This window comes from Stenotrophomonas maltophilia (assembly GCF_006974125.1).
GTDB lineage: Bacteria > Pseudomonadota > Gammaproteobacteria > Xanthomonadales > Xanthomonadaceae > Stenotrophomonas > Stenotrophomonas maltophilia_O.
Genome location: NZ_CP037858.1, coordinates 2,551,821 through 2,571,315 on the forward strand (window position 1 = coordinate 2,551,821; position 19,495 = coordinate 2,571,315).

General features: G+C 64.3%; 20 protein-coding genes. 9 read left to right on the plus strand and 11 right to left on the minus strand.

All coding sequences use genetic code 11. From position 1 onward, the window contains the following. Positions 1–25: 25 nt before the first annotated feature. From EZ304_RS11555 to EZ304_RS11570, 4 genes are all read right to left on the minus strand, one after another. Positions 26–1,351, minus strand: a complete 1,326-nt coding sequence (locus tag EZ304_RS11555; protein WP_142807123.1) for an XVIPCD domain-containing protein — start codon at positions 1,349–1,351, stop codon at positions 26–28. Positions 1,352–1,372: 21 nt separating this feature from the next. Beyond that, positions 1,373–2,242 carry a hypothetical protein gene (locus EZ304_RS11560; RefSeq protein WP_142807124.1) on the minus strand — a complete coding sequence of 290 codons (870 nt, stop codon included), beginning with the start codon at positions 2,240–2,242 and terminating at the stop codon, positions 1,373–1,375. 198 nt (positions 2,243–2,440) lie between these two features. Then, a complete protein-coding gene (locus tag EZ304_RS11565; protein WP_142807125.1) occupies positions 2,441–6,253 on the minus strand; it encodes an XVIPCD domain-containing protein in 3,813 nt (1,270 codons plus the stop codon). A gap of 1 nt (position 6,254) precedes the next feature. Continuing rightward, positions 6,255–6,764, minus strand: coding sequence for a hypothetical protein (locus EZ304_RS11570; protein WP_142807126.1), 510 nt, complete (start codon positions 6,762–6,764; stop codon positions 6,255–6,257). Between the two features lie 503 nt (positions 6,765–7,267). Between EZ304_RS11570 and EZ304_RS11575 the strand changes: the two genes are divergently transcribed. The 4 genes from EZ304_RS11575 (at position 7,268) to EZ304_RS11590 (ending at position 11,331) form a co-directional block, all read left to right on the plus strand. Then, on the plus strand, positions 7,268–8,194 hold the full coding sequence (locus EZ304_RS11575; protein ID WP_142807127.1) for an XVIPCD domain-containing protein: 927 nt from the start codon (positions 7,268–7,270) through the stop codon (positions 8,192–8,194). A gap of 166 nt (positions 8,195–8,360) precedes the next feature. Beyond that, positions 8,361–9,506, plus strand: a complete 1,146-nt coding sequence (locus EZ304_RS11580; RefSeq protein WP_142807128.1) for a YncE family protein — start codon at positions 8,361–8,363, stop codon at positions 9,504–9,506. 144 nt (positions 9,507–9,650) lie between these two features. Continuing rightward, positions 9,651–10,226 (plus strand): hypothetical protein, encoded by a 576-nt coding sequence (locus EZ304_RS11585; protein ID WP_142807129.1) that lies wholly within the window; start codon positions 9,651–9,653, stop codon positions 10,224–10,226. A 40-nt stretch (positions 10,227–10,266) separates the two neighbouring features. Further along, entirely contained in the window at positions 10,267–11,331 is a 1,065-nt protein-coding gene (locus EZ304_RS11590; RefSeq protein WP_185959175.1) for an XVIPCD domain-containing protein, read from the plus strand. Between the two features lie 62 nt (positions 11,332–11,393). Here the strand turns inward: EZ304_RS11590 and EZ304_RS11595 are convergent, their stop codons facing one another. Further along, positions 11,394–11,810: an XVIPCD domain-containing protein gene (locus EZ304_RS11595; RefSeq protein WP_049428654.1), complete on the minus strand. Its 417-nt coding sequence runs from the start codon at positions 11,808–11,810 to the stop codon at positions 11,394–11,396. Between the two features lie 76 nt (positions 11,811–11,886). Beyond that, positions 11,887–12,366, minus strand: a complete 480-nt coding sequence (locus tag EZ304_RS11600; RefSeq protein ID WP_142807130.1) for a DUF4440 domain-containing protein — start codon at positions 12,364–12,366, stop codon at positions 11,887–11,889. Between the two features lie 222 nt (positions 12,367–12,588). Between EZ304_RS11600 and EZ304_RS11605 the strand changes: the two genes are divergently transcribed. Beyond that, a complete protein-coding gene (locus EZ304_RS11605; RefSeq protein WP_142807131.1) occupies positions 12,589–13,401 on the plus strand; it encodes an alpha/beta fold hydrolase in 813 nt (270 codons plus the stop codon). Between the two features lie 9 nt (positions 13,402–13,410). Beyond that, entirely contained in the window at positions 13,411–13,584 is a 174-nt protein-coding gene (locus tag EZ304_RS20990) for a hypothetical protein (protein WP_180853052.1), read from the plus strand. Positions 13,585–13,717: 133 nt separating this feature from the next. On the opposite strand, the gene EZ304_RS11610 is transcribed toward EZ304_RS20990, so the two are convergent. Beyond that, the gene (locus tag EZ304_RS11610; protein WP_142807132.1) at positions 13,718–14,398 is read right to left on the minus strand and encodes a hypothetical protein; all 681 of its coding nucleotides are present in this window, start codon (positions 14,396–14,398) and stop codon (positions 13,718–13,720) included. A gap of 133 nt (positions 14,399–14,531) precedes the next feature. Between EZ304_RS11610 and EZ304_RS11615 the strand changes: the two genes are divergently transcribed. Continuing rightward, positions 14,532–15,191, plus strand: coding sequence for a hypothetical protein (locus tag EZ304_RS11615; RefSeq protein WP_185959176.1), 660 nt, complete (start codon positions 14,532–14,534; stop codon positions 15,189–15,191). Positions 15,192–15,261: 70 nt separating this feature from the next. Then, positions 15,262–16,230 (plus strand): polysaccharide deacetylase family protein, encoded by a 969-nt coding sequence (locus tag EZ304_RS11620; RefSeq protein ID WP_142807134.1) that lies wholly within the window; start codon positions 15,262–15,264, stop codon positions 16,228–16,230. 3 nt (positions 16,231–16,233) lie between these two features. On the opposite strand, the gene EZ304_RS11625 is transcribed toward EZ304_RS11620, so the two are convergent. The 3 genes from EZ304_RS11625 to EZ304_RS11635 form a co-directional block, all read right to left on the minus strand. Further along, the gene (locus tag EZ304_RS11625; protein ID WP_142807135.1) at positions 16,234–17,076 is read right to left on the minus strand and encodes a class I SAM-dependent methyltransferase; all 843 of its coding nucleotides are present in this window, start codon (positions 17,074–17,076) and stop codon (positions 16,234–16,236) included. A gap of 127 nt (positions 17,077–17,203) precedes the next feature. Then, on the minus strand, positions 17,204–17,527 hold the full coding sequence (locus EZ304_RS11630) for a hypothetical protein (RefSeq protein ID WP_099552531.1): 324 nt from the start codon (positions 17,525–17,527) through the stop codon (positions 17,204–17,206). 69 nt (positions 17,528–17,596) lie between these two features. Continuing rightward, on the minus strand, positions 17,597–18,013 hold the full coding sequence (locus tag EZ304_RS11635; protein WP_099552532.1) for a hypothetical protein: 417 nt from the start codon (positions 18,011–18,013) through the stop codon (positions 17,597–17,599). A gap of 91 nt (positions 18,014–18,104) precedes the next feature. Between EZ304_RS11635 and EZ304_RS11640 the strand changes: the two genes are divergently transcribed. Then, entirely contained in the window at positions 18,105–18,389 is a 285-nt protein-coding gene (locus tag EZ304_RS11640) for a hypothetical protein (RefSeq protein WP_142807136.1), read from the plus strand. A gap of 86 nt (positions 18,390–18,475) precedes the next feature. On the opposite strand, the gene dmeF is transcribed toward EZ304_RS11640, so the two are convergent. Continuing rightward, on the minus strand, positions 18,476–19,447 hold the full coding sequence (gene dmeF / locus EZ304_RS11645) for a CDF family Co(II)/Ni(II) efflux transporter DmeF (RefSeq protein ID WP_142807137.1): 972 nt from the start codon (positions 19,445–19,447) through the stop codon (positions 18,476–18,478). Between the last annotated feature and the right edge of the window lie 48 nt (positions 19,448–19,495).

Genomic DNA, 19,495 nt, shown 5'->3' on the forward strand with positions numbered 1-19,495 from the left:
GGGAGGCCGCCTCAACCTGGGGCGCTCAGCCCATGCGCATGGCGTGGCTCTGCTGTTCCTGCGTACGTGCATCCAGCGCCTGCTGCTCATTTTGACGGGCGAGCTCGCGCTGATCGCCAACCACAGCCAGTTGCTGCAGTGACTCAGCCACCGGCGTTTGTGCAGCCACGGCAGTGGGCATTCCTGCACGCAGGTGCGCAGGGTCAGATAGGTCGCCTTGTACAACAAAGATGATGTGACCCGGCGCCTGATTGGCTGTGGCGTTGCTCAGCACCACATGGTCCACCTGTTCCAGACCCTGCTCGCGTGCCCTCACTGTCAGGCTGGCGGCGAGGTTCTCACTGGTCGCGTCGAAGGGGCGGCCGTGCTTCTCGTCCAGTGCAGCGACGCCCTGGCGAATCTGCTGATGGAGGGCATAGTCCGGGCTGCCTGGCTCTATCGCCGCGATTCGGCGTCCTTCCGTAAAGAGAGGCTCGGGCTCCTGCGTAGACACCACGCGCGGGCTCTTGGCGATCTCTCTGTAGGGATCTTCAGGATGAAACTGCTTCGCCTTGACCTCGCGTTCCAGGCGAACCTCGCGGGTCTCGTTCAACGCGGAAATCTCGGCGGGATCGGTCTCTTTGGTTGTTCTATCGAGCGGGGGAACGCCCACTGTGCGGTTCCAGCTGCCGTCTTTGGCGTCGTAGCTGTGATAGTCGAACTTGGTACCAATCACGTTCGGATCTACGGCGTCGCGCTGCAGGAGCGCTGCGCCCTCGAACTTGCTCAGCTCAACGAAGTAGAAATGCCCAGCGGGCTGCGGCATATCCAGGTGCACGCTGACGGCCGTCTTGCCAGCACGGAATGCGCCGGCAGCGCTGTTGTCGAGCATGTTCTGCCAGACCTTTTCGGCTGCCTGCTCGCCGCGTTTGTGCTCCGTGGACACCAGCAGCAAGCGTGGCGTCCAGCAGTTCACATTGAGGTCGTTCTTTTCGAACGAAACATCGTGGGATTTGAGCGTGCTGGTGTAGGGCAGGTTGAGTGCCAGATCGGGCCTGCCGGCCTCCATCCAACTTCTGCGCTCCGCCAGGTCGTTCCTGATCAGATCCTGGCCAAAGGCTTCTTGCCTGCGCTCGGTGAACGCTACGTTCTTCTCGTTGCCGAACAGCGTGGCCTGTTGTTCGGCAACGGCGGTTGCAAAGCTGTTGGCCACCCGGCCGGGGAGGCTGTCGTTGCGCACAACACCCAACGCAAGCAGGCCGTAGCCATCATTGTCGGGAAGCTGCGCGAGATAGTTCCAATACAGCTCGCGATTTCCCTCCTTCGCGTAGGAGGACAGGACACGAATATCCTTATCGGTAAGTCCGCTCATGATTCATCCTTGAGATGCGGTTTACGGCTGAACGCGATAGCGGCTCAGAAGATCACGCACGCTGGTTTCCAGACGCTGCCAGTCGCTCAGCATTACGCGTGCATAGTTCATCTCGATGGCGATGCTGTCGCCCACATCCACGATGGAATGGCGGCACATTGCGATCTGGCCTTCTCCGACGCGTTCAAGTGTCTTTCCCTGAGCTACAAGTCCGTCAGGAATGCGATCTGCCGGTTCGCAGCTGATGAACGTTGTCAGTTGCCCCTCCGCCGAGCGGGCCACATACCAGTCTGGCTCCATCCCCGGGTTGTGCACGTAAGGCCTGCCCAGCGCAGCCTCTGACTCCTTTGCATAGGCTTCCATCAACGATGGGTCGATCGAATAGGGCGTCAGGCCCCATCGCTCGGGTTGTGCAACGCGTAGCGCAAGATTCTCTACCGGGTCTCTTCGCTCCAGCGACCCCGGCGCGCTGGTGGCCTCACTGCTGGACCGACGTGCCAGATAGTTCTGGATGGGAACGCGATCGATGTACCTAAGCTCGACCAGTACCTGCCGCCGGCTGTCCTGCGTGCTGCGCACCGGGCGATCACCAGGAGGCGCTGCATCGAAATCAGGCCAGAACACAGTGAGCATGACGCCCCCATCGGCCAAGGGGCCCGTCTGGTTGTAGTAGAGGTTGGCCGGGAACATGAAGCGGTGCGGGCCAAGCCGAGCCTCCACCGGCTGCATTGTGTAGGTCTGTCCGCCCACCGTACGTGGGCTGGTTGCGGTTTCGGACATGGGGGTTCCGTTCGGGTCCTTTTCCGTGGATGGGGCCTTCGCGCAGGCGGTGGTGCTCAGCACTGCCACCAGGGCGAAGGAGGCAAGCCGGCAAGCCGGTGCTCTGCTCATGGGCGATTCCCTTGCATGATCGAAACGACTATAGAACGGTGGAATGGCAAGCTCCAGTCGCAGCCGGGACCGCAGCCACCGCGGGGTCATTGCTGCATGCTTGCTCACATATTCAGCAAGCCGCGATCGGTCGCCTCTATTCCTCCACCTGCCCGCCATCCCACCTATGCCATCAGCCAGCCAGGACCGTAGTACCCATTAACACGCGCTTGCTGCTCGCACCTGGATGTCCTGCTGTGCTCGCTCGTCCAGCAGTTGCTGCTCCTGCTGATTGAACAATGCGCGCTGCTGAGCCTCCCTGCTGACTGAATCGAACTGCAGCAGTGACTTCTCCACCGGCGCCTGCGCGGCCTCTGCCGTTGGCATGGAAGCGCGCAGATGGGCAGGATTGTTCGCCTCGCCCTGAACCACGAAGAGGGTATGGCCGGCAGGATGCGTTGCAGTGGCGTTGCTTACGAGCACATGATCAACGTGGGACAGATCGTTGTCCTTGGCCAGAACCAGCAGGCTGGCGGTCATTCTCTCGCTTGCCGCATCGAAGCTCCGGCCGTGCTTGGCATCCAGCTCTTCCACCCCCTCGCGGATCTGCTGATAGAGCGGGTGATCGGGATGGCCGGGCCGCATTGGATTGCTTTCCGCCAGAGAGGCCTGCTGCGGCTCTACATGCTCAGGGAAGTTGCGCTCCTCATCTGAAGGGGAAGAGGGAAGCGCTGCCTGATGGGTAGCCTCACCGCCAACGTCAGCCGTTCTGGGGTCTGCTGGTTCCAGCGCTGGATTGTCCCGGGCCGGTGGTGGCGGAACTGGGGGATCCAACGGGACTTCCCGTGCGGTCCTTGGGGTCTGCTCGCTCTCAGAAGGTTGCTTCTCTGCTTTGTCCTGAGCTGTAGCGACGGCGGGCTGCGCCGGCAGTGCGTCCGCAAGCTTCTGCGGCTCAGCACTACCCTCACGCGCGTGATCCTCAGCCTTGTGCTCCTGCATGTGAACTGGCTGGGTTGAGCCTGCACTGGCCGCAGTACTTACGACCGAGGCATTCCGCTCCTCACGTGCTGGCTCTACAGTCGGTTCATGCTGCGAGGCACTTTGAGGGCCCACTGCTGGTGCAGTCGGTGCCGGCTCCTCCTTCCGAACGTCCTGCCGGGCGGCATCCTCTGCACGCTGCGCCGAATCGGCTTGTCGTCCAGGGCGACTCTCCACTGGCTGCTCACTCTCGCGCGAGGGACGCGTGCGCTCTGGCTCAACAATCGACGCCGAGGGCGCCGCGATGACAGGAGCGGGCGACGGAGCAGGCTGGCGAGCGGACTCAACGGCGGCGTTGGTTGCCGCACCTGACTGCAGGTCACTGTCGACCTTCAGTGCCTCAACCGGGTCAACCTGCACCCCTCGCGCCTCCAGCACGGCCGCAGACGCTGCCTGCTGTGCATCCACCGCCGCACTGCCTTGACGATTGGCCTCCTGCAGGGCTTGCCGGTGTGCGTCCCGCTCCTTTGCAGTCAACGCAGCAATGCGTAGCTCGGGCACGTCGGGCGTCGTCGCCTGATCTGCAGGTGTAGCGCCTTGGGCAGCCAGTGAGGCCTCAGGCCGAAGCTGCGACTGAGCCCGCGTAATGTCCTCAATGGTGGTGGTGCCGGTGAGCACCATCCGGTTTCCGCCGGCGTCACCGAACGTGGCGATGGCACTTTCTGCGCTGGGCGCGTGGGTACGGGGGTCTGGCATCAGTTCCAGAACCACGTCGCCCGTTCTGCCCTGCAGATTCAGCGTCTGCTCCACAGCGACGGCTGTAGCTGCAAGCTGCTGCTCGGTGCGCTCGATGCCATGGCGCGCGTACAGTGCATCCACCTGGCCACGTATGCCTTCGGGTGCAATCTGTGCGGTGTCTTTGAGCTGCTTCGCGATGTCATGCAGTCCGGCGATACCTTCATTCTGGCTTTGCCAGGTGATCTCCAGCTCGTCGCTCAGGTTCCGGTTGGCGGTGCTGTCAAAGATCACGCCCTTGCTGACCCATTGGCCGTCCACCTGCCGTGTATAGGCATTGCCATCACTTGCCTTCAACGTGTCGGCGCTGGCTTGCGCGTCCTGAACGGCACGGGGAATGGATGGATTGTTCGCGTCGCCGAAGTCGCTCCAACGTCCTTGCTCGTGAGCAACCATGTAGCGCGCAGCCATCGCGGCTTTGGTGTTTGACGCGTTCTGGGCAATGACTGCGCGCGACTGTTCATCCAGCGCCTGCGCCTGCTCCGCCGAGACTGGCAGGTGGCGGCTGTTGGGCACTCGACCATCCACCATTTCCTTGATTTCAAGTTCCCATTTCCCCGAGCTGGCATCGCGTACAAAGGCGCGATCGGTCTCGAAGGCGCCTCGTGCCGGCTGGGCCAAGCCATTGGCATTCAGCCGGTAGGGATTCTGTGGTGGTGGCGGGTTCGACAGGCCCAACTCATACGAGGCCCGAGCCGCCTGCCAGTTCAACTGGCGCTCCAATGTGCCGGTGGCAACATAGCTGGTGCGGAAGGTGACGTCGTCACCCTGTGCCGTCTGCACCGGGCGGACTTCGACGCCGGTGCCCAGGTCGCTGCTCTGGACCTGCTGCTGTTCACCGGCTCGTAGCCATCGCCCATTGGGATCGACCGGGTCGCGTGTCCAGGTGCGCCCCATCGGATCGACCTGGGAGTAGACGCGTTCGATGTCCTTCTGCTCGGCCCAGCGTTCGCCGAGATAGGCTCCCAGGACGCCGCCACCGATACCCGTTGCAATGGCGCCGGGGCCCGTCCACGAGCCCGAAGCAAGGCCGACACCGGCGCCGCCAAGAAAGCCGCCCACTGCACCGCCGATGTTGCGGCCAACGAAGTGTGCAGCGGTGGAATCTGCGCCTGCGGCATTGCCCTGCGAGTTCAGCTCAATCCACTTGTGCCCGGAGGTGGCGAAGTCGTGCGCAAGCAGTGCGACGCCTGCAACACCGGCAACCTTGATGGCGGGATTGATTCCGGCATGTACGCCATGCGGTGCAACGTCGGCCACTGCTTCGGCAACCGTCGCCGCATGGGGAGGGCCGCGTGGAGATCCTGGCTGCAGGGGCGCGTGCGATGGTGGTTCGGGCAGGTCAGCGAACAGGCGTGGCCCTGTGCCCAGATTGGCATGCGCGGCGACCCAGTTCGCGCGGGTGGTCGACATCTCGCTCAGGTTCAACGCGCTGTAATCGTGCAGCGGTCGCTCGAAGAGCGTCTTGCTGACGGCGTCATAGCCATCGATGGGCTTGAGATGCAGGCGCACCTGCGCGACGTCGACGGGGTGCGCGCTGTTGGTGGTGGCATGCTGCGCGAGGCTGCGCTCAAGCGCCTGGTACTCGGCGGCGGACTGGCTTGCGAAGGCCAGCGGCTCGGGCCCGAAGGCGCTTATGGGGTAGCCGTTGATGCGGACGGTGGGGTGGTCGAGGGCGGTGGCTAGCTCAAATTTGTGGAAGCCACGCTCGAGCTTGGCATTCTCGACAAATGCAACCAAGGGCTTGCCTGTGGCGATGGCGTTCTCGAAAAACTTGGGGCTGCCAGCGTTCCACATCATGTCCTGGAGCGCGCCAACACCGTTGCCCATCGGCTTGAAGCCCCGAGCATCCATGAATGCCTGGAACTTGTCGGCAACCGAATGAAAGTCCGGATGGGCTTCAGGTTTGTCTACAATCTCTTCAATGTACTTTCCCCATGGGGTATCCCCGATGATACCTGTCCTTCCCTGCAAACTCTTACCGTAGTCCGTTGCATTGAAATAGTTGCCCTTGTCGAAGCTGTCCGTACCCGAGAACGCTACATAGTCAACGCCAGACGGAAGTTCAGCGGGGAAGCTGCGTAGCTTTGAGTTGATGAAGTCTTCGTAGCTCGTTACTCCGTCGGGCCCGGAGCCTGGGGATTTCAGGTAGCTGACTATCTCTGCCTTCTGTTGGTCGGTGAGCTGTGCCCCACTGGCCGCATCTGTGGCAGGCATCAGGGTCGTCAGTGCGAAATTCTCAAATGAGAACTGGGGCATATCACCCTGCCTCAGTCTGCTTCTGCGGAACAAACAAGCTGCCTAGAACTACTTCCTCGTTCCGTAGCTGAATTCTGTCCGCTGGCGTCGCGATGCCAAGTTCAAGCAGTGAATCAGTCCGAGCTACTGCGATGTAGCGAACGCTCTCAAAAATGCTGGGTTGATTGGAAAATACATTAACCAGTCCCTGCGCGACGGCGCGGATGAATGCAGAAGCTTCATCGGGATTTCCTATTTCCTCTTTGAAATCGATGATCGATTTCAGTACTTCACTGGTACTAAGGTCCAACGTGTAAATTCGCTCACGGCCGTTCTCGTCAATCGCAAGCGTTTCTGTTCCAAAGATGCCAAGCGACGCTACCCGCTCACCGTCACGACGGAAAGTGTATTGATACTCAGTGACTTCGCGTCCATCGGACAGCGTGGCAGGTAGAACCCGCGGGTAAGAAATTCTCACCGCGCTGGGTGCATCGAATGCAGAGTTGGAGTCGGGCCTGAATTCAATGGGCATCGTCTTTTCCTGGGATTGGTACTGATTGGTGCTGGTGATGAATTTGGCGCGCCTGCGCGCTGCTAGTTTCCGCCTACAGGCGCTGTAGCTGCGCAGTGCCAGGAATCACGACATGCGCCCATACACGAACTCCGGCCGAAACCGTTGCAAGGAGGTGGAGTAGGTGTCGCGTCTGTGGCCAAGGTTTGTACCCACAAAGATCCTCCTGACCACACACGACAGAGCGCATTCTGCCCGCTATCCCGTTGGGGGGCTCATCATGCTCAGATTGCGGCACGCGGACTTGCAAAGATGTGTTCATCGGCAATTCCATTGCTCTGTTTCTGAAGAATATACGACTCCCTTCCGCCGCACTTCACATCCTCGGCCTTACGCTGCCGGAATGCACGCTGGTTCACACATTCAGAAAGCCGATCACGCAGCTTGGGCCTCTCCACCTGCCTCCCATCCCACCTATGCCATCATCCGGCCAGGACCGCAGCACCCATCAAGGCTGAACAGGCATGGAGCAGGCAACACGCTACACGGCAACGCTGTACCTGGCCGCCCCCGGCACCCCACTGAAGAGCGGGGGCATCTCGCCGCGCGGCCATATGTACCTGCAGGTGGCCGCGGGCGACGAGGCCCACAGCTACGGCTTTGCGCCACCGCGCCACGCGCCGGGCGAAGCCCCCACCGGCGTGCAGTACGCGCAGGTGCGCCACGACGATGCCGACGAACATCTGGACCCGTATTACAGCCGCACCCTGGAAATTACCGAGGAGCACTACGGCTGTCTGCGTGACTTTGCCGAGGAGCCGGCCGAGTTCGAATTCGATGTGGGTCGCCCGGCCACCATCAACCGCTGCAGTGATTTCGTATGGGCCGCGCTGCACTATGCCGGCTTGCATCCGCTGCCGGCGCCGCTGGATGGGGGCAGCAACCTGGGCGAGTTCGCGGTGTTGTTCAACCTGCCGGAAATCCAGTGCATTGCCGCGCCGTTCCCGGGTAGCGATCTGAATGCAGAAACCCACCATGCGATGCCCGAGCGCGAGGCCGAGCATCATCGCCAGGGCGACCGTGCCAGCGATGAGCCGCCACCGACGCCAATCGAGGTGGCCGGCACGCTGCTGGACCCCTCGCATCCAGACCACCGCCTGTTCGCGCAGTTGATCCAGAAAGTGGCCGAACTGGATGCCGCGCATGGCCGCCCGTTCGATGCCGCCAGCCAGCGCATCAGCGCCAGCCTGCTGGTGCTGGCCAAGCAGAACAATCTCTCGCGCGTGGACCACGTGCTGCTCAGCCAGCCGACCCAAAGCAGCCATGCCGCCGAGAGCATCTTCATCGTGCAGGGTGATCGCAACGACCCGGGGCACCGCCGCGCCAGCATCGCCACTGAAGTGGCGGCCAAGACCGATGTGGCCGATTCGCTGCGGTTGAAGGAGCAGTAAGCCGCGCGTCTGCCATACGCGCGCCGGCGCACGCCACGCCCCCCACCTGCTACCATTCCCCCGCAACCCCAGCCAGCCCACTCCGCGCAGACAGATGCGGGGCGGGCCGTCGCAGTACGGCCCAGCGAGCCAGGACACCTTCCCGTGCCCATTCAAGGACGCTCGCATGTTCCGTAATCCTCTCTTCCGCTCGGCCGCCCTGGCCGTTGCCGTTTCGCTCAGCCTCGGCGTGCCCTCCGCATTCGCCGACAACGCACCCGCCGCCAGCGCCGTCGCCGCCGTACAGCGCCAGGCCGTGGCCAAGGGCCTGTACGAGCTGGCCTACAGCCCGAAGCAGAACGCCGTGTTCGTGGCCTCCTCCGGCGGCTTCGGCGATGACGCCGGCCCGGCCCAGGTGCTGCGCCTGAACCCGACCACGCTGGCCGTGGAAACCCGCATCCCGCTGGAGCGCAAAGCCTTCGGCGTGGTGCTGGATGACGCCCACAACCGCCTGTACGTGGGCAACACCGTGGACCTGTCGGTGACGGTGGTCGACACCGCGCAGAACAAGGCCGTCGGCACCATCCAGCTGATGGAGAAAAAGACCGGCAAGGACGGCAAGGCCGCCTATACCCACGACCTGCGCGAGCTGGTTGTCGACAGTGCCGCCAACCGCCTGTACGTGACCGGCCACAGCAGCCAGCCTGAGGTGAGCAGCGTGCTGTTCGTGATCGATACCACCACGCTGAAGGTGATCAACACCATCGACGGCCTGGGCAATGCGAAGGCACCGGGCTTGGCACTGGATGCGGCCAACAAGCGCGTCTACACCAGCAACCTGCTGGCCGATCTGGTGGTGGTGGGCACCGATTCGAACAAGGTGGTGGCGCAGCACAAGATCGCCGCCGAGCAGCCGATGAACATCGCGCTGGACCCGGCCGGCAAGCGCCTGTTCGTGACCGACCAGGGCTCGGAATTCCTGCGTGGCTACCAGGCCAAGAGCAGCGGCCTGGTCAGCAAGCACCCGGGCCAGCGCGTGCTGGTGCTCGACCGCGGCACCGGCAAGGAACTGGCCAGCATCCCGACCGATGCCGGCCCGCTGGGCATCCTGCTGGATGCACCGCGCAAGCGCCTGTACGTGACCAATCGCGAAGCCGGTACGGTGACGGCCTACAACAGTGACAGCTACCAGAAGGTGGCGACCTACACGGTGCCGACCCACCCGAACAGCCTGGCGCTGGATGCGAAGAACAACGTGCTGTTCGTGAGCATCAAGAACGGCGAGAAGGATGACAAGGGCGCTGACGAGAGTGTGGCGCGGATTCAGCTCTGATGCGATGACGCCGGGCCACTCCCGGAGGTTTACCGCTTGAAGAAGGCAGGGTGCAGGCCCTGCCTTTTTCATTGCCCGGTTGCAGTGCCCAACGCCAACCCGCTAGGGTTGAACCCCATGGCAGGGAGCCAAAGGGTCTGAATCATGCTGGGTATCCACCGCTGGCTGCGTGCCGGCCTGATCTTCACGCTGGCGAGCGCACTCGGCGCCTGTAGCAGCCGCGTACCGGATGCACCGGAGCCGCTGGATCTGGTCAAGCCGATCAACCTTGCCGAGTCCGGGCAAGCGGTGCGGTTCGAGTTCGAGACGAATGCCCGCAACTTCTATTCGGGTCGACCCTATGTGCTGGATCTCGAGGTTCAGCGACATGGGCCCGGGCCTGGCAGTGAGCCTGACATGGACAATGTCCATGTTCCCTTCCAGCTGTCCCTGCAGCGCTGGGTCGCAGATGCCTGGCAGGACGTTGCAACTTCTGATGTCTATCAGGCAAGGGCGCGCAATCTGGGGGAGCCGCTCCCCGAATGGCATGCATCGGCGAATTGGCGCTACGCGCATGAGGTATCGATGGACACCAGCCGATACAGGTTGAGCATCGTCGCCCTGCCGATGGAAACCGATGCCCGCTACCGCCTGGATGTGCGCACGGTGAAGCCCACCGCTGCGCTCCAGCATTACCCGGCGCAGCTGCGGGTTCATGCCGACCCGCTCTCTGGAAAATAGTCGCCATCCCACTGCTGGAAGGAACTGAAGGATTTCTCTTATGGATAAGCCGCGCTACACCGTAGAAATCGTCATTGCCGCACCTGGAACGCCGTTGGTGGACGAGAGAGGGGTACAGAAAGTTGTGGACGGGGTTCCGCAGACATCCGGGCCCGGGCACATGTTCTACGTGCTGCATGGGCCGGACAAGACGACGCGGAGTTTCGGCTTCGCGCCTTCCGAGCATGGAAGCATGAACGGGCCGGGCGAGGTCATGAAGACCGATGCGGGCGAGTACAAGAACCCCCATTACAGCCGCACCCTCGAGATCAGCGAGCAACAGTACAGAAAACTCGAAGCCTTCGGCTCGCACCCGGACAAGTACGGTTTCGATCTTCAATACAAGGATGTGCGCCACAACTGCGTGGACTTCACTTGGGAAGCGCTGAACCACGCGGGCATCGAGCGGAAAAGAAGCATCGACGTGAACGCGCTGGGCGGCGGTATTGGCCAATTGCTTCCCGATGTCCGCATTCCCTTGGAGAGCAAGGGCGCAGGCAAGGATGGCTTCCGGCCGCTGCGCAACATCCACGGCGTGGACAGCATTGATCCGCCGTTTCCAGACAGCGAACTCAATCAGAAGAAAACCAACCCCATGCCCGCGCGCAGCTTCCAGCAGCGCATCCTGAGCGACGCCGAGGGCACCGGCGAGCGTAGCGGTGATCATCTGGCCCGGCACAGCAATGACCCGCTGCTCTCGCAGATCCATCAGGGCGTGGCTCAGCTCGATGCAGAGCGTGGCCGTGCCTTCGACGCCACCAGCGAGAACATCAGTGCCAGCCTGTACGCGCTGGCCAAGGCCAACGGTCTGACCCAGGTCAACCATGTGCTGTTGAGCGATCGCACAGCGCAGGCGGATGTGGCGCAGAGCATCTTCATCGTCCAGGGGGAGCGCAACGACCCGGCACAGGTGCGGGCCAGCATGCTAACGGCGGTAGCCGCGCAGACACCCGCAGAAATCTCCTTCGAGCGCGCTGAGCAGCTGTCGCAGTCTGGGCAGGCGCGCTCGCAGGATGAGCTGCAGCAGCGCCAGGTGCAGGAGCAGTCCGGGCCTCGCATGGCGTAGGGCGGCAAGCGTACGGCGAGCCGACGTTCTCGCGCTGGGCCGCCAGTAACACTGGAGCCGGCTCAGCCCAGGCGGTGTGCCGGGTTCTGCTGCTGCTCCTGCTCACGGGCCTGTTGTTCGGGCAGCTGCCCCATGGCGGGCTGCTGCGGGGCAATGCCCAGCGTCTGCATCGATTGCTCGACCGGCGTCTGTGCGGCCACTGCGGTCGGCATCATCGCCCGCAGATGCGCCGGATTGGCCGGGTCGCCCTGTACCACGAAGATGTTGTGTCCCGCCGGCTGGTTGGCCGTGGCATGGCTGACCAGCACGTGGTCGACCTGCTGCAGGCCCTGCTCGCGGGCCAGCACGGTCAGGCTGGCAGTCAGACGTTCGCTGGTCTGGTCGAACGGGCGGCCATGTTGCGCGTCCAGAGCGGCCACCCCCTGGCGGATCTGCTGGTTGAGGCCGTATTCGGGATGGTTGGGGGTGATCTCTGCCATGGGTCGATCTGCAGCGGTGGGTGGTGATGGACCTGGGCAGTATAGAGCCGGCCCGTGAACCACCGCTTCGCGGCGCTCAGTCCGCCGGCCGATGGTCGTAGCTGATCACCCGCTCGGCCAGCCAGCGCCCGTCCACGCGGCGCCAGACCTGGATGAAACGGGCCTGGCCGGTCCAGTGTTCGACGCCCTTTGCATCACGCTCATGGAAGCGGTGGTCGCCGATCTCCAGGGCGCGATCGTCGTGCAGCGGAAACACCTGCAGCGAGCTTTCCACCAGTTCGCGGCGCAGGTGGGTGTGGTTGGCGCGGGTACTCTCGCACAGGGCCGCCACGCTGCGGCGGAAGTCCTCGCGCTTGCTGGCGGACTTGCCCGCCTTGTCATGGAAGAACTCCAAGTCTTCAGTGGTCATGGCTGCGGCCTTGTCGGCGTCACAGTCGTCGAACGCGGCGGCGAACAGCTGCGCGTCGGCCTGACGGATCTGCTCACGCAGTGTTTCGGCAGCATTCGGCGTGGCGGCCAGACCGACAACAAGCAGGGGCAGGGTGAGCAGCAGCATGGCGAGGCTCCAGGGCGGGATTCGCGCAGGCTCGCACGCCGCTCTGGGGGCCGCAGCCGCTCTGCGACGAAACGGGATTTCCAGGGAGTGAATGCCCGCATTGGTGGATCGGCCGGGTGGCGTGGGCTGTGCAGAGGGTGTCATGGCCGCCGGCGATTCCATCACGACCGCGATAGGGCCCGGTCTCTAGCCTGAAATCCTCCCCCTTCCACAGGAGCTCCCATGCCCGCCTCCCGCATCCGCCTGCACGTTGAAGATACCGGTGGCGACGGCCGCCCGGTGATCCTGATCCATGGTTGGCCGTTGTCTGCCGATGCGTGGAAACAACAGGTGTCGATCCTGCGCGACGCCCAGCACCGGGTGATCCGCTACGACCGCCGCGGCTTCGGTCGTTCCGACAAGCCGGCCGAGGGCTATGACTACGACACGCTGGCGGCGGATCTGGCCGGGCTGATCGAGGAACGTGATCTGCGCGATGTCACCCTGGTCGGGTTCTCGATGGGCGGCGGTGAGGTGGCGCGCTACGTGGCCAACCACGGCCAGGACCGTCTGCACAGCGTGGTGTTTGCTGCGGCGGTGCCGCCGTTCCTGCTGCGCAGCGACGACAACCCGGAAGGCCCGTTGACCGGGGACAGGGCTGCCGAAATGCGTAGCGGTCTGGAGCAGGATCGCGAGGCCTTCTTCGATGGCTTCACCCGCGATTTCTTCAGTGCCAACGGCCAGTTGATGGTGACCGAAGAAACGCGCCAGGCGGCGATCGCGCTGTGCCATCAATCCGACCAGACGGCGGCGCTGGGTTGCATGCAGGCGTTTGCCACTACCGACTTCCGCGATGACCTGAAGAAGATCACGGTGCCAACCTTGATCCTGCACGGTGACAGCGACGCGATCGTGCCGTTCGAAGGTTCCGGGCAGCGGACGCATCAGGCGATTGCGGGCAGCGAGGTGGTGATTCTGGAAGGCGCGCCGCATGGCTGCAACACAAGCCATGCAGACCACTTCAATCTGGCGCTGCTGAACTTCCTGAAGCGGTAAGCTGCGGCCATGCGCGAACCGAAGATGCCCCCGTGGAAGAAGCCCAATCCCAAGGGCCAGACTTCGCAGCCGTTGTCGCCTGCGCAGAAGGCGGCGGCACGGCAGCGTGCGGAAGAGAACGGGCGACGCTACCCGAACCTGGTGGACAACATGTGGGCGGCGAAGCTGCCGCGGGGATCCTGATCTGTAGAGCCGAGCCATGCTCGGCTCCGCACTGCGTCCATCCACGCATGGCGTGGATCTACTGCAACAGCAGCCTGGCCTGGTTCCGGTGCTGCGTGTAGTGCCGAGCCATGCTCGGCTTGCGCGCTCGGCTTTACCGTTCGGCCAGCGGCTTCCAGCCGGGTTCCCGCCAGGGTGAGATCTCGCTCTGGCGGACGGTGATTGCCTCCGTCGGCAGCCCAGCCAGGCGCGCAAGCTCCGCACGCATCACGTCGCCGTCCACAGGCACGGCCGTAGCCACCTGCAGCCGATCACCCTGATGTCTAACCTGTACCGGTAGCGTGGCGTGCGCGTCATGCTCGCCGCCGGTGCGACCGATCGGGTAGCGCATCGTTACCGGCTGTGAGAGCTGCACCAGCGTGGGCTGCCAGGCCTGCAGCACAAGCGTTTGCCTTGCTGCGGGAACATGTACTTCAGCAATGGTGGCCGGGTAGCCGGTGATGCTCTCGACCATGACCTGGAAACGCGCGCCATCTGGCATGACAAGTACGGCGGCAACCAGCGCGCAGAGCGAAACGAACACCGCCGCGAGGTTCCAGCTGCGCGGCGCGGTGGCCGGGCGAGTTGCGGTGCGCAGGCTGGGTTTGCGCCGCAGCTTGCGCGCGTAGATGCGCCGGTCCTTCCTGCGTGGGCTGCTGCTGTGTTCCGGCAGGTTCAAAGGAACCCGTGGAAGGCGCGCCACGCGGGCCTTGATCAGGCGCGACAGCAGCATCCACGCGATCACGAACGCCAGCAGCGGGAGCAGCGTTCGCACCCACAGATACAGCGTGACCATCCACAACACCTCTACATACGGCCATCCATGCTTATCCACATCCTACCGGGACCACGCGGCGGTTGTCGTATCCGCCAGCCGACAAGCACAGGGCGCTTGGTTAGGATGGTCCTTTGTTGTCATGGATGAACCGATGGCCTCTGCTGCGTCCCGCTTCTGCCGTATCTGTGGTCCTGGCCCGATCCTGCTGGTACTGCAGGTGGTGGCACTGCTGGCGGTGGCGCTGGCCGCCGGCTTCTTCCACTACCGCGTGGGACTGCTGCTGGAGCCGGTGGATGATTCATGCGGTGGCCCCGACCCGGTCGCGCGCATGCAGGTGGCCGAACAGCTGCTGGCGCGTTCCACGGCCTTGGCGCCGTGGCAGCCGCTGCAGTGGATTCCGATGGCGGGCGTGGTACTGGCGCTGCTGGGCGCGATGTCGATCTGCGTCTACCGGCTGGGGCGCCTGTCGGAGCGCCTGCGACGCGCCAATTGGGGGTTGATGGCGCTGCACGCCGCGATCCTGGCGCTGGCCCTCAGGGCATTGCACCTGTACGACATGGCGTGGACCAGCGTAGCCAAGCTGTCCCCGGCGGCATGCCTGGTGGAACTGGGCGAGCAGGGCCGGCTGCCGCTGGCACAGGCGCAGCAGGTGGTGTTCGAGATCCTCACCCATGAGCACGCGCCACTGCTGCGTAATCCCGATGACTTGGCGCTGGTGCTGGCCGCGTTGATGCTGATGGCGATGGCCGCGGGATTCATGCTGTGGCGGGCGATCGTGCGCGAGCGCCGGGCACAGCCGTCCAGCTCATAGTGGGTGTGTGACCGGCCACGCATCCGCAATCGCGCTAAAGTCCGCACTTCGCCCCTGCAAGGAAGTGCTGATGCGTTGGTTGCTGCGTGCTGTGCCGTTGCTGCTGTGCTCGTTGGCGGTACACGCCGCCGAGGTGGACCGCCGGATTGCGGTGACCATCGACGACCTGCCATGGGCGCGGGTGGACGAGATCGTGCCGCCGGACCTGCAGGCACGACATGAGGCATTGATGGGCCAGCTGCGCCAGGCGGGCGTGCCGGTGGTCGGCTTCGTCAACGAGAACAAGCTTGAAATCGACGGGCAGGTGCAGCCGGCGCGGGTGCAGATGCTGCGCGATTGGCTGGACGCCGGCTATGAGCTGGGCAACCACACGTATTCGCACATGGATCTGAACGCCAAGGGTGTGCCTGCATTCCAGCAGGATTTCCTGCGCGGTGAGACGGTGCTGCGGCCGCTGCTGGCCGAGCGCGGTCTGAAACCGCAGTGGATGCGCCATCCCTACCTGCGGGCTGGGCGCACGCCGGAAGAGCGCGCGCAGATGGACGTGTTCTTCAAGGAGCACGGCTACCGCGTGGCGCCGGTGACCGTCGACAACGGCGAGTGGGTCTGGGCGTTCGCCTACGCCAACGTCATGAACGAGCAGCCCGATTCCCCGGCGCGCGAGGCGACGCTGGCGCAGCTGCGCAAGGGCTATGTGCCCTACATGCTGAACAAGCTGGACTACTACGAGAAGCAGTCGCAGGCACTGCTGGGCCATGCGCTGCCGCAGGTCTGGCTGATGCACGCGAACGAACTCAATGCAGCGACGTTTGCCGAACTGGTGGCGGCGACGAAGCGCCGGGGGTATCGCTTCATTTCGTTGGATGAGGCGATGCGTGACCCGGCCTATGCACGTGGTGCCGAAGGCTACAGTGGCCGCTACGGCCCGAGCTGGCTGCACCGCTGGGCGATGGCGGAGAAGAAACCGAAGGACTTCTACGCCGGTGAACCGGTGGTGCCGGCGTGGGTGATGAAGCTGGCGAAGGTAGACTCGGAATGAAGCTCAGCGCTTGACGGCCAGCACGCCGTCAAGCGCCTGCTCGGCCTTGAAGCCGGCCTTTTCCAGGCGCTTGGCCACTTCGCGCGGCACGTCGCGGCCGCTGGTCAGCTTGTTCGGCGCGCCGGTGTAATGGAACAGCCGGCCGCCCTTGCGGATGACGCGGGCGAGGTGGTCGTAGAACACCTGCGAGTACAGTTCGCCGGCGATGCCGAAGCGCGGCGGGTCGTGCAGGATCGCGTCGACACTGTTGCTGGCCACCTGTTCGATCTGTTGCGAGACGTCGCCGTGGCTGAACTGCAGGCGGCCACCGGCCGCGGCCGAGTCCGGATCCGGCGACCACGGGTTGAGCGTGCGCAGCCACATCACGTCGGCATTCTTCTCGAACGATCGGATCTGGCCGACACCGGCCTCCAGTGCGCAGGCGGCGAAGTAGCCCAGGCCGCCGCAGGTATCGAGGATGACCTTGCCGGCCGGGGCGACCAGCTCCACCTTGCGGCGTGCATCCTCGAACGGTGACAGTCTGGAGGTCGGCAGCATCTTGATGCCGTCGATCTCGAAGGTCGGAGCGCCCCATTCGGTGGGCACCAGCTTGATCAGGGAGCCGCTGTAGCGCGAGATCGGCGCGAACTCCTCGCCGTCCCAGTAGTACAGCGTGCGGTCCTTCAGCTTGCCCGGCCACGGGTAGGCCTGGCCACGGAAGTGGAAGCCGTCGCCATCCAGCGCCACGCTGTCCTCGCTGCGGCCGAGGTCGAGCGAGCCCTGCCAGTCGGCAGCGCCCTTGTCATGGGCACGGCGCAGGGTGTCGGCGCTGTCGCGGGTCAGCAGGGGGCCGGTGTAATGGGGCACGGCGGGTACCGGGGCGGTTCGGGGGAGGGCATGGTACCGCAGCTGTTGCAGGGGCCACGTGTGGCTGCTGCAGTAGATCCACGCCATGCGTGGATGTAGACGGGAGGAGCCGAGCGTGGGCTCGACGCTATCGCTGGCGGGTGCAGCTGAAGCCGTGCGTGGTTCCTTCCCCCGAGAGCATGCCGACGCCACGCGACGGCTGCATGCCTACGCGGGCGCACGACCGACGATGGACGTCCTGGGTTTCCGGTGGCTGCCGATCAAAGTCGTAGCGCAGGCTGCCGTCTTCCTGCAGCAGCCAATGCACGGTAACGCGCTCGTGGCGACCATCACCGAGATCCCAGTCCAGGGTGCGCATGATCAGGGTCTGGTCATCGGGCAGCTGCCGGACTTCGTCATAGGCACCCTGGGTCTTCGGTGCGCTTACCGCAAGCAGCAGAAACAGCAGCATTGGCATCGCTCCTCAAAGAAGACAGGATGCGCCCATATTGCCCTGAGCCGCCATCAGAATCATGTCGTCTTACGGGCACTTCACCGCATACACCGGCCCAGCACCGATCAGCATCAACGCCATGTAGTCACTGTCGCTGGCCTTGCCCTTCAGCGATGCGCCCCTGTTGAAGTGGAAGATGCCGAAGCCACCGGCCATGCGGACCAGCGCGCTGTCGATCTGCTCGGCGTCATCGCGGAAATAGCGGCTGATCTCGCTGCGGGAGGCCTTGTGCAGGGCATTGGGTTCGCGCTGCCACTGGTCGCCGCGACTGAAGGAAACGAAGTACTGGCCACCTTCCTTGTCGATGCGGAAGTCGGCCGGCTTGCGCGCGCTGGTGGCGAAACAGCCCTGCAGCGGATCGGCGGAGAACGGGAGCCCGGCGTCACCCCCACAGGCGGTGAGCAGCAGGAGGGCACCGGGCAGCAGCAGGCGGAGCGTGCGCATGGGATGTCCCTACAGGGGCAGGTGCGGCTAGTGTAGGCAGCATGCGGGCACAGCCCGTACAGAAATTCGGCAAGAACAAAGGGGTTTTCGGATGGCGCAGGGCAAGGCACCGTGGTGCGGCATGGCCAGTTGGCTGGGGATCGCTGTGGGTTGGGGGGCTGGCACATTGGCGGCGCAGGCCGCGGTGGCCGCAGGCGGCAATGGCATGGCCGCAGGGCTGGGCGTGGGCGTGCTGGGTGCGGCACTGGTCGGCGGCGGCCTGGCGGTGGCCTCGCGCGTGCGGGGTGAGCGTTGGCCGGGGATCGGCATTGCTGGCGCAGTGATCAGCGCGCTGCCGCTGCTGATGTACCTGCTGCGGATGATGTTGAAGCTCTAGGCGGTAGAGCCGAGCGATGCTCGGCTGATGGCCTGCGACAGCCGAGCATGGCTCGGCTCTACAGATTCGACTGCAGTCACGCAGGATCAGCTGCGGTGAATCTCCACCGTCACGTGTACCAGCTCCTCATGGATGGCCAGCGCGTTGCGCACGGTATCCGCATCAAGGCTGGCATCGCTGGTGACCACGCTGGCACTGACTGCGTACTTGCCACGGCCCACCTGCCAGACGTGCAGGTCGGCCAGGCGTGCCGGCCAGGGGCCCTGTTCGATCACTTCGCGCACTTCGGTCACCACCGGCGCATCCATCTGCGCGTCCAGCAGGATGCGGCCGCTGTCGCGCAGCAGGCCCACCGCCCACACCGTGACCAGTACGGCGCCGACCAGGCCCATCACCGGGTCCAGCCAGGTCAGGCCCAGCAGCTTGCCGCCGAGCAGGGCGACGATGGCCAGCACCGACGTGGCGGCGTCGGCCAGCACGTGCACGTAGGCCGAGCGCAGATTCAGGTCGTGACCGTGCGCATGGCCGTGATCGTGGTGTTCGTGGTCATGCCCGTGATGATGGCCATGGTCATGCCCGTGGTGATGATGCGCGTGGCCCGGGCTGTCGTGCAGCCACCATGCACAGAGCAGGTTCACGCCCAGGCCCACCGCAGCGATGGCGATGGCTTCGTTGTAGTGGATCGCCGCCGGTACCCACAGCCGCTGCAGTGACTGTACCGCCATCAGTGCAGCGACGCCGAGCAGGGCGATGGCACTGGTATAGCCGGCCAGGATTTCGATTTTCCAGGTGCCGAAGGCGAAGCGCGGATCGTGCGCGTAGCGGCGTGCACAGCGGTAGGCGAACACCGAGAGGCCCAGCGCCAGCGCGTGCGAACTCATGTGCCAACCGTCGGCGAGCACGGCCATGGAGTTGAACCACCAGCCGCCGACGATCTCCACCAGCATCATGCCGACGGTGAGCCACAGTGCGCGGCGGGTATTGCGTTCGGCAAGCGGGTTGCCGTCGTCGAAGCGGTGTTCGTGGCGGCGGGCGGCGGCGAGGGCGTCCAGATGCATGGGCAGACCATGGGATGGAAATATACCCCCATAGGGTATACGATCCCG

What these genes read in the sequence shown, in the direction of transcription:
- EZ304_RS11555 (WP_142807123.1), bottom strand. Translation starts at nt 1,351, where the DNA reads ATGAGCGGACTTACCGATAAGGATATTCGTGTCCTGTCCTCCTACGCG.
- EZ304_RS11560 (WP_142807124.1), bottom strand. Translation starts at nt 2,242, where the DNA reads ATGAGCAGAGCACCGGCTTGCCGGCTTGCCTCCTTCGCCCTGGTGGCA.
- EZ304_RS11565 (WP_142807125.1), bottom strand. Translation starts at nt 6,253, where the DNA reads ATGCCCCAGTTCTCATTTGAGAATTTCGCACTGACGACCCTGATGCCT.
- EZ304_RS11570 (WP_142807126.1), bottom strand. Translation starts at nt 6,764, where the DNA reads ATGCCCATTGAATTCAGGCCCGACTCCAACTCTGCATTCGATGCACCC.
- EZ304_RS11575 (WP_142807127.1), top strand. Translation starts at nt 7,268, where the DNA reads ATGGAGCAGGCAACACGCTACACGGCAACGCTGTACCTGGCCGCCCCC.
- EZ304_RS11580 (WP_142807128.1), top strand. Translation starts at nt 8,361, where the DNA reads ATGTTCCGTAATCCTCTCTTCCGCTCGGCCGCCCTGGCCGTTGCCGTT.
- EZ304_RS11585 (WP_142807129.1), top strand. Translation starts at nt 9,651, where the DNA reads ATGCTGGGTATCCACCGCTGGCTGCGTGCCGGCCTGATCTTCACGCTG.
- EZ304_RS11590 (WP_185959175.1), top strand. Translation starts at nt 10,267, where the DNA reads ATGGATAAGCCGCGCTACACCGTAGAAATCGTCATTGCCGCACCTGGA.
- EZ304_RS11595 (WP_049428654.1), bottom strand. Translation starts at nt 11,810, where the DNA reads ATGGCAGAGATCACCCCCAACCATCCCGAATACGGCCTCAACCAGCAG.
- EZ304_RS11600 (WP_142807130.1), bottom strand. Translation starts at nt 12,366, where the DNA reads ATGCTGCTGCTCACCCTGCCCCTGCTTGTTGTCGGTCTGGCCGCCACG.
- EZ304_RS11605 (WP_142807131.1), top strand. Translation starts at nt 12,589, where the DNA reads ATGCCCGCCTCCCGCATCCGCCTGCACGTTGAAGATACCGGTGGCGAC.
- EZ304_RS20990 (WP_180853052.1), top strand. Translation starts at nt 13,411, where the DNA reads ATGCGCGAACCGAAGATGCCCCCGTGGAAGAAGCCCAATCCCAAGGGC.
- EZ304_RS11610 (WP_142807132.1), bottom strand. Translation starts at nt 14,398, where the DNA reads ATGGTCACGCTGTATCTGTGGGTGCGAACGCTGCTCCCGCTGCTGGCG.
- EZ304_RS11615 (WP_185959176.1), top strand. Translation starts at nt 14,532, where the DNA reads ATGGCCTCTGCTGCGTCCCGCTTCTGCCGTATCTGTGGTCCTGGCCCG.
- EZ304_RS11620 (WP_142807134.1), top strand. Translation starts at nt 15,262, where the DNA reads ATGCGTTGGTTGCTGCGTGCTGTGCCGTTGCTGCTGTGCTCGTTGGCG.
- EZ304_RS11630 (WP_099552531.1), bottom strand. Translation starts at nt 17,527, where the DNA reads ATGCTGCTGTTTCTGCTGCTTGCGGTAAGCGCACCGAAGACCCAGGGT.
- EZ304_RS11635 (WP_099552532.1), bottom strand. Translation starts at nt 18,013, where the DNA reads ATGCGCACGCTCCGCCTGCTGCTGCCCGGTGCCCTCCTGCTGCTCACC.
- EZ304_RS11640 (WP_142807136.1), top strand. Translation starts at nt 18,105, where the DNA reads ATGGCGCAGGGCAAGGCACCGTGGTGCGGCATGGCCAGTTGGCTGGGG.
- dmeF (WP_142807137.1), bottom strand. Translation starts at nt 19,447, where the DNA reads ATGCATCTGGACGCCCTCGCCGCCGCCCGCCGCCACGAACACCGCTTC.